This window comes from Streptomyces klenkii (assembly GCF_003626645.1).
GTDB lineage: Bacteria > Actinomycetota > Actinomycetes > Streptomycetales > Streptomycetaceae > Streptomyces > Streptomyces klenkii.
Map to the genome: position 1 here is coordinate 1 of NZ_RBAM01000034.1, position 8,208 is coordinate 8,208.

Sequence of the window (8,208 nt, forward strand, 5' to 3'; positions counted from 1 at the left end):
CTTGCGCCGAAGCTCACGCACGGTCGCCATCAGCCGGGTTTCGCCGCCCGACGGGGCCGGCCAGCGGTCTCGCTCAAGCTCCTCAAGAGAGCGGTCACGATTTACGCGTCGAGTCACCGGCCGATCTTCCCATGTCAGATCTCAAACGCGGTCTCAGGGCTCATGAGCGGAGCCAGAGCCTGATCGCTGCGGTGGTGACCGTGCGCGCCAGCCTCCTCGCTCGGCCGGCTGATGGCCCGAACGCTGCTGCGCACCGGTCTCGGGGCGACGCTCGCCGGATCCGCTGCCCTGTATGCCTTCGATCCGGTCGGCAGGACGAACCTGGCGGTAGTGCTGGGCCTGCTGTACCTCACCCTGGTCGGTATCACTCTGGTCGGGATGAACGGGGCCGCCCTCGCCGTCCTCGTACTGGGGCTGACGAAGCTATCTCTCGGCGCAGAGCCTGAGCAACGGAGCCACGGGGGATGATGGTGACGCCCTCCTCGGGCGGGCCCTCGCGTTGCAGCAGGCAGCACGATGCGGCCCCGCGCAGGGTGCCCCTTGTGGTGTGGGCGTCAGTACCGCAATGCGCGGCGGACTTCGGCGGTGACCGTACCTGCCAGGTCGCGGTTGCTCCGGGCGGTGGCGTGGGAGGTGGCGCCCGCGGCGGTCTCGGGAACCTCGAGGACGATCGCGTCGAGAAGGTTGCCCGACTGGTCACGGAAATCGATCAGGATGGTGTAGTGCCTGGGTTTCGCGTCGTGGTTGGTGACGTTCACCGGGACCTCGACCCGGCCGTTGGAACCGGTCGCGGTGGTGCCGAGAGTGACGTCCGCCGTGGCGTTGAGGCCGCCCTTGACGTTCGCCAGGGCTGCTTCGGCAGCGGCTTCGGCGGAGGCGGCCACGGACGCTGCTGCACTGCCGGCCGCGGAGGCTACAGCAGATGCCCCTGACCTGGCCGCGGAGGCGGCCGAGGACGCGGGGGAGCCGGCGGGCTTGTTCGATGAGCATCCGGTCAGCCCGGCTCCGCCGAGCATGATGGCCAATGCGGCCAAGGCACATCGGTTGACCTGATGTTTCATGGGTTCTCCCGGCTGGACGCGTGCTACCCCGTCCAGGATCCGCGCCGCCGGCGCGCCCTGCCGACAGGGCGCGCGTGGCACTGGGGTGACGCTGATGGCCCGCCGATCGCCTCACCCATGGACCGGTCCTTCATCGTTACCGTGAAATCGTTACCGTGAAGGATGACTGACCGCATCATCAGGCCCCACCGCAGACGCGGGACTCAGCCGCGCCAGTAGCCGTTGGCGGCGGCGATGGTCTGGAACTCGATCGCGACGACCCGAGCGGCGTCGATGAGGCTGTCCGGGGTGGAAGCGTAGTTGGGGCGGCCTCCCTTGAGGATGTCCAGGTCAGGCTGAATATTGTGGATGGTGTGCCGGGCCAGCGTGAGTGCGAGTGCACGGCCTTCCTCCGGGGTCCTGGTCATCAGGGAACCGCCGGGAACCAGGACCATCTCGTCGTCGGGTACTCGATTCATTACCGCACAGTGTGGCTGGGTAGCCGGGCGCCGCCCCGGTTCAACACGGCCCCTGACGCGGGGCGGGCCGCTCGGGTGACAGCGGCGGTGCGGCACGACCGGGTGCCGGACCCGGACCCCTCGGTCACGGTTCAGCCTGACAAGCCATCGACGTTGGGCAGGCGGAACAGCGTGCGTTGCGCCGCGATCACAGCCCGCCCGGTGGCAAGGCGGTGTCGTACTTGAAGCCGGACGATCCCTCGCCCTGGCCGATCTGCTTGGACCTGGCGATCCACAGCACGGTGCCACCGCCGGGGCTGCGGGCCAGCCGGTAGCGCCGCGTGATGACGACGCCTTCGCGCGGTACCTCCTCTTCGGCGATGCGCAGCCGGTCTGCCGCCACGTCGCCGTCCGGACGCTCCCGGAGGAGCACGCCACGCGGATGCGCGACCTCGACCGTGTGGTCGTCGAGGAAACGGACCATCGGACGGCGTTCGAGTTCGGTGGCGAACTGCTGCACCGGGAGGTCGCGGGCCGGGACCGACACGAACGGGAGCCAGTGCTCGGGGACGGGCGTCATGAGCCGGTAGACGATGGCCGCGTCATCGAGATCGCCGGGGAGCTGCTGGCGCAGGGAGCGGGATTCGGTGAGTCCACGCCGGACGGGCTCTCCGCTCGGCCGGCTCTGCACGACGCGTTCGACGCCCCACACCAGATTGGCCATTTCGTCGCGGAACAGCGCCACTTCCTCCAGGGGCGGGCCTTGCAGGGCGTGGCGTACCGTGGCCGGCAGGAAGAAGACGTCGGCCAAGGCGGACGTGTCGTCGACCGGAGTGTTCTGGAAGACGGTCCAGCCGGGGCGGCTGATGTCACGGGAGGGCCCGATGGTGATTTCCTTGCCGAACGTGTCGACGACTTTGAGGCTCTGCACGTCGGCTACTTCGCCGTAGTGCATGGTGACGGGGAGCAGGAACCAGTCGTTGCCGAAGACGAGGGAGAACTCGACGAGGGCGAGCCGGGCCAGGTCGGTCGATCCGGCTTTCACCGCGCCGAGGTAGACCTCGGCGTCCTCGAAGGCCCACAGCCGGTCGCTCGGCATGCCCGGGTAGCGCACCGGCGTCGGCATCACCTGCTGGTTGATCGGTGGGAGCCGGGTGTCCGTCGGCGCTGCTCCGAGTCCGGGGGCACCGGAGGCGTCGAAGGAGTACCAGTCGAGGGCCTCCCCTTGGTGTCCGTCGGCCCGCAGGACGACGTCCTGGCCGGGCAGACCCGCCTGTAGCGCGAAAGAGTACTCAAGCCGATAAGGGTCCCATGACGTGCCGATGGGGGCGGCGACGTACTGTTCGGCCCATGTGAGCCAGGTGGTGAGGACGTCCTGGAGCGTGCCGGCGGCCTGCCCTCCGCCGGTGGCCTTGTGAAGGGACGGCGGGAGGCTGCTCAGCTTTCCGCCGGGGTCGCGCAGAGGGGCCAGGCCGGCCGCGGCCGCGGCGCCGTCGGGTACCCGGCCGGCGGTGATGCGGCGGCGCGCGGCGCCGAGCGGGTCGGTGTCGGCGTCGATCTCGCCCGCGAACTTCCACTCGGCCAGGAACGCGTCCTGCACGGCGGTGAGGACCGCGGGCGGCAGGCCCGCCGCTCGCGTGAGGCGGAGCAGGTGCATCCCGGTCTGCGCCCGCACCCGTTCCGGCTGGACGACGGGTGCCTCGGCCTCGACGGCCACCTCGATGGGAAGGCCCGCTTCGGGAACGTCGACGGACGTCGCCGCCGGGTCCGCCGAACCCGCCGGCGAGCCGGGGTGGAACCGGGTGACGGGAGCCCGCTCGGCGGCGATCTCGGCAAGGACCGGTGAACCGCCGTCCTCGCCGCGCAGTTCCTCGAACTGCCACTGCCGGCCGACCATCCACAGCGGGTCGCCGATGCGAACCTCAAGGCCGGGGTCCAGATCTCCGCTGGTGAGACTGATCGGTTCGAGCCGGGAGTACGACACGATGGACGGCTGGATCTTGAGTCCGGCCTCGATGCCGCCGAGCTTCAGCCGATCGTTCGGCGCCATGTCGTCACCCCTTCCCGAGCACGCTCGGGTACGGGCTGTCCGAGCCGGCGGCCGTGGCCATGACCTTGGCCTTCTCCTTCAAGTCGTCCAGTGACACGGACGGCACGTCCCTGGTGTAGTCGTCGGGCAGATACAGCGCGGGCAGGAAGGAGCCCATGGGTGCCAGTTCCTTCGAGGACAGTGTCCGCAGCCGGGCGAGGTCCGCTGCCTCGTTGACCGTGTCGAGCAGCAGCTCGAAACTCCACTTCTCCGGGGCGCGGGCGGGGTGTACGGCCAGCAGCAACGCCTGGGGTGCCCGGGCTCCGGGCGCGTCGTAGTGGAAGGTCACGGCAGTGGTCTCGGTGTCGGCCGGGATCGTCTCCGTCCATCCGTCCACCACGAGGCCTGCGAAGGGGCGAGCGGGGTTGAACGGCTGCCAGGCGTGGGCCACCACGCCGATCGAGCCGTGCGGTGGCGCGCCGGAGTCGCCGAAGGGCAGGGCGAGCCAGCGGGCACGCGGCCGGTGCGGCAGCTGTACGAGCTGGAGCCGGCCGGCGACGTCGCTTCCGCCGGCCTCGGCGTGCAGCAGCAGGCCGGCGAGGGCGTCGAGCTCGGGGCGGACGAGTGCGGAGCGCTGGAGCCACGCGGCCGGAGCGGTCGGTTCGTCCCCGAGCAGGTCGGCTCGCGCGGTGAGCGAAGCGGCGACGGCCGAGCGGTCAGTGAGCGTCCACCGGGGCAGTACCGGCTGAGCGGAGCCGAGCATGGAGCGCAGGAGCGCGGTCTGCCGGGCGGCGATGCGCTCATCGCTGCCGTCACCGGCGGTCTGTCCGTCCATGGCGTCGCTGACCGCCTGCGCGAGCGCGCCGAGCCGGGTGGCGACTTCGTCCACCTGGGCGCTGAGTTCTGCGGTCGCGTCCGGATGGCCGGCCGGCACGCGGGGCAGTGCATCGGGGCCGTCGAAGGGAACGGCGCCGAGCAGTGCCCGGTGCCGCCGCTTGTTGTCGGCCGCGGTGCCGAGCGCGCCGACCGCGGCGCCGAGGCGGGCGCGGGCGTCCGCTGCCCGGGCGGTCAGCTCGGCGGTGTCGATCGAGCCCGGCGCGGCCGCACCGCCTCGTGCGTCGGCGCCGGAGACGAAGTCGCCGGCGGTGAGGGGAGGTGCGGCAGCGACCTTCGCGACCCATGCTCCCAGAGTGGTGAGGAGGGCGAGACCGCCCGTCGCGGCCGCGGAGGGCGGGTCCGCGAGGAGCTCGAGTTCCATGGACGGGCCGGCGGCGGTCTGGGCGGCGAAGGCGAGGCCGATGCGCTGCTGCAACTCGCTGGGCCGCCCCTCGCCCGGCTTCTGCGCGGCCAGTGCCACCGACAGCGGGCCGATGCCGAGGTCGGCGAGCGACACCGGGGCGAGCGCCGTCTCCGTGCCGTCGGGGGCTTTGAGCCGCGCGTCGAACAGCCACTGCGAGGGATCGCCGAGCACCTGGGCGATCCATGCGTCGAGCATCGGCTCTGCGGCGCCCCGCGCGTCACGCGGCCACCCCTTGCCGAGCGCAGTGTCCTGGAGGATCACGGCGACGCGGTGCGCGACGGTGTGACCGGACTGCGGGGATGCGATGTAGTCGAGGCCGGGCGCACGGTCGTGCCGGTCGTGTGCCGAGAGCGCGGCGCCGGACCGGTCGAGGTTGCCGAGGGCGGCCTGGTGCACGCTCTCGGCCACGAGCAGGTCACTGACCGCGTCGTAGTCGCCGTACACGTCATCGATCACTTTGCGGAGCTGCGCGGAGTCATCGGCCGGCAGCGAGGCGGAAGAGGCCGCTCCGGCCTGCCGGGCGATGTCGTCGAGCACTGCGTCAGGGCCTTGGCGCCAGCGGTCGAGCAGGGTCACTCCGTCGACGACGTCCCGGGCCGCGAGGACTTCGACCGGCTCAGCGGGGGTGACGTCCGGTCCGCGGAGAGGAGCCGTGCGCCGCAGCGGCATCTGGTAGCGCATCATGGTCAGCCCGGCCTCGCGGAGCCTGCGCTCGATCCGGTAGCCGAGCAGTGCGGCGAGGCGCTGACCGTGTGCCACGCCTTGCAGGAGCCACCGCCCCCGGCGTACCCGTTCGGAGGTCACCTGTAGGTCGAACACCGCTCCGTCGTCGCCCCGGTTGGCCAGCCGACCGTTGCGGAGGAGGGCCGTGCTGACGGCCTGCGCGAGCGAGGGTGTGTGCACGAAGCCGAGACTCTCGGCCGCGGTGTCGTGGCGGAGGTCCTCCACCATCCCCCAGCAGCCCAGGTGGATGCCGGAGGGGGTGGAGGCGCGGTGCTCGGCCAGCCTGCTGGTGGCGAGCCCGGTGAGCCAGGCGTCCAGGCGCGTCGAGAACAGGTCGAGGTGGCCTCGGAACGCCCACTCGAGCTGTTCGGGCGGGGCCTCGGCCAGCGTTCTGAGCGCCGTTTGATGGCGGCCGAGCCAGTAGAACGGATCGGTGGGAGTGTTCAGCAGTCCGGCGAGGTCGACGGCCTTGCCGGCGAATTCGGAGGTGACGAACTCGCCGAGGGGGCGGGTCGAGACTTGGGGCACGACGGTGTCGGCGAGTTGCCGCCCTGTCCGGAAGTCCAGCGCCGGAGCGGGCACCGACGGCTCGGGCTCGATCCGTACCGTCTCCGGGGTCGGCACCGCGAGTCCGCTCAGTGCCGGCAACGTCTCCAGTACGTCGGACGCCATTGCCAGACGGTCGCGAGCGGACCGCAGCGCGCACCGGTCCAGCTCCAGGACGGCACCGTAGGCGCAGAGGGCTTCCAGCAGGGTGACGGAGTCCTCCCGCAGGTTCAGCGCCATCCGGCCGTCGACGTCCTTGGTGAGGTCCGCGATCTCGGTCAGATAACCCGTCGGTTGTGCCTCACCGGGCTTGAGGACGAGCGGCACCGGGAGAGGGTAGTCCTTGCCGAGCGTCAGTTCGGTCAGCTTCGCGTTCCCGGACACTTCGAGGCCGGCCCACACGGCGGATGTCCACGAACGCTGCCAGGCATTGATGAGATCCCAGCGCGCACTCAGGTTCTTGCGCTGGACGGGCCCGGTGACGGTACGGAAGCGGAACGTCCACGGAACCGGTGTGCGCTGGAGCAGCGCCAGCAGTACCGCGTCGACGTCCTGGTCCTCACCGGCACGCCGCAGGTGGGGGACGTTCGCGACCGCCGGCGCCACGATGCCCCGCATCAGGCCGGCCACGCGGTGCACCAGCCCGTCGCCCCGGTCGCTGTCACTGGGCTCGAAGTGCCGGGGCGCCACCACGGGCAGCACACCGTACGGCTGAGCGCCGGCGCGCAGCGTGGGCAGCGGCCCCGAGGCGAACACGTGGCTGCCGGCGAACTCCCGCAGGCTGCTGTCGGTGCGCGGGTCCTTGGCGAGGGGGTCGAGCATGTCGGTCAGGTAGTGGCCGGCGGTCCCGCGCCACAGTGCGTCGGTCAGCGCTGACGCCCAGGCGTGCTCGCGCAGGCCGGCGCCGGGCAGGCCGGTCAGCACCGCCGGTTCGATGCCGAGTGCCCGGGCGAGCCGCGGGCCGGCGCTCCATGCGTCGCCGGCCGGGGTGGGGGTCGCCGGGTCGAGTGCGGCGGCTTCCGCGCCGGCGTCGCCCGTATAGCCGGACCGGTTCCGCGTGGTGTTGTTGGTCGGGGTTCCTTGGGCGACGAAGCCCAGGTGGCCGGCGTACTTCTGGGCCTCGAACAGCGCGGACAGCGCTTCCGCCGCCTTGTCGGGCGGCTGGGTCCAGTTGACGCCCAGGACGACGAGCCGTTCGACGCCCTGGGCCAGGGAGGGGTCCTCGATCTCGATCAGCGTTCCCAGGTCCTTGGCGCGTGAGGGCTCTCGCAGCCAGCGGGTGCCCTCGTCAACCGGAATCCCTCCTTCCTGGGCAGCGGGTTGCGCCTCTTGCGGCGAGAGGCCGACGGCGAGACGGTCGGGCACGTGGTTGCCCCAGGTGCGGAACCGCTCGACCCACTGGCCGTCCTCGTTGCCGAGGCCCACGACGCAGAACCGGTCCGGCAGCGCGGTGGCCATCGGAGCCCGGCTCCACGTCGCCGCCCGCGACGGCACGTCAGGAAACGCGGGGTCACCCTCGTGCGGTGTGTTCGCCGGTGTCATCGCCTTGACGAGGTAGGCCGCGCGGCCGGGGCGGAACCGCGAGGTGAGGCCCTGCCAGGCGGCCTTCGCCGCCGCAGCGTCCTCCAGGCCGGCACGCCAGCGCTCGTTCCAGTACCAGCGGGCTCCCTCGGCCTCGTCGGCGGTGAGCGCCGGGTCGTGCGCGTCGATGTGCACCTGGTCGGGGAAGACGCGCACCTGGAGTCTGGTCGCGGAGTCGAAGCGGGTCTCGATCCGCACCGGGAGCATGGCCACCGGGAGCCGCCCGTCGAGCGTGGTCACGAGGACTTCGGGGGCGAACTGGGCGAGCAGCCCGTCGGAGAGGCCCGCGATGTCGTCCACCAGGCCGTCGCGCGCTCCGCGCCCGGCCCGGATGTCCGCGTCGAGGCCCTCGATGCGGCGCGCCACCTCCTCGGCACGGGTGATGTCGCCTGTGCCGAGGAAGGTGTCCTGCCTGGCCGTCAGCCGGGCCCGGTCGATGCGCAAGCGCGCGAGTTTGCGGTCGAGGCCGGCCAGCGCGTTCCTCGTACGGCCGATCTTCCGGAGGTCCCCGGCGGGGTCCGCCTCGGGCAC

Annotated in this window: 5 protein-coding genes; 1 reads left to right on the plus strand and 4 read right to left on the minus strand. The window is 71.8% G+C overall.

The window, feature by feature from the left end:
• The first annotated feature begins 231 nt into the window (after window positions 1-231).
• Window positions 232-468 carry a hypothetical protein gene (locus tag D7231_RS33605; protein ID WP_120759978.1) on the plus strand — a complete coding sequence of 79 codons (237 nt, stop codon included), beginning with the start codon at window positions 232-234 and terminating at the stop codon, window positions 466-468.
• 86 nt (window positions 469-554) lie between these two features.
• On the opposite strand, the gene D7231_RS33610 is transcribed toward D7231_RS33605, so the two are convergent.
• The 4 genes from D7231_RS33610 to D7231_RS33625 all read right to left on the minus strand — a co-directional run bounded on the left by D7231_RS33610 (window position 555) and on the right by D7231_RS33625 (window position 8,208).
• Window positions 555-884, minus strand: coding sequence for a hypothetical protein (locus D7231_RS33610; protein ID WP_228774811.1), 330 nt, complete (start codon window positions 882-884; stop codon window positions 555-557).
• 380 nt (window positions 885-1,264) lie between these two features.
• Window positions 1,265-1,519, minus strand: a complete 255-nt coding sequence (locus tag D7231_RS33615) for a hexameric tyrosine-coordinated heme protein (RefSeq protein WP_228774812.1) — start codon at window positions 1,517-1,519, stop codon at window positions 1,265-1,267.
• Window positions 1,520-1,706: 187 nt separating this feature from the next.
• A complete protein-coding gene (locus D7231_RS33620) occupies window positions 1,707-3,548 on the minus strand; it encodes a hypothetical protein (RefSeq protein ID WP_120759985.1) in 1,842 nt (613 codons plus the stop codon).
• Window positions 3,549-3,552: 4 nt separating this feature from the next.
• Window positions 3,553-8,208, minus strand: coding sequence for a hypothetical protein (locus D7231_RS33625; protein ID WP_120759987.1), 4,656 nt, complete (start codon window positions 8,206-8,208; stop codon window positions 3,553-3,555).

What these genes read in the sequence shown, in the direction of transcription:
- D7231_RS33620 (WP_120759985.1), bottom strand. Translation starts at nt 3,548, where the DNA reads ATGGCGCCGAACGATCGGCTGAAGCTCGGCGGCATCGAGGCCGGACTC.
- D7231_RS33605 (WP_120759978.1), top strand. Translation starts at nt 232, where the DNA reads ATGGCCCGAACGCTGCTGCGCACCGGTCTCGGGGCGACGCTCGCCGGA.
- D7231_RS33615 (WP_228774812.1), bottom strand. Translation starts at nt 1,519, where the DNA reads ATGAATCGAGTACCCGACGACGAGATGGTCCTGGTTCCCGGCGGTTCC.